Raw genomic sequence first — 284 nt, forward strand, 5'->3', positions numbered from 1 at the left:
AACACTTTGGCATCGCGCAAAGGATAAATTTCGTCTTTTGGAATCAAATCCCACATACCCAATCGCTGCATGATTTCGCGCGACAAGTGTGTCAATGCGATTTCACGACCGTCATACGGCGGATTTTGCAACACTTCTAAAGGACTTCTTTCAATCAGGGTTATGTTCAAACCGCTTCCGGCCAACTCTGCGGCAAAACTTAATCCTGCAGGGCCTGCGCCGACGACGAGAATATCACTGTGTAAGCTCATGGGAGGAATTCCTTGTATTCAACTGATACGGAT

Annotated in this window: 1 protein-coding gene; it reads right to left on the reverse strand. The window is 46.8% G+C overall.

Annotated features, from left to right (window positions below):
• Positions 1–251: FAD-dependent oxidoreductase (locus tag ACTHSP_RS23695; RefSeq protein WP_440347196.1), on the reverse strand; the 251-nt coding region annotated here is incomplete at its 3' end.
• Between the last annotated feature and the right edge of the window lie 33 nt (positions 252–284).

This window comes from Neisseria sp. P0001.S005 (assembly GCF_051963715.1).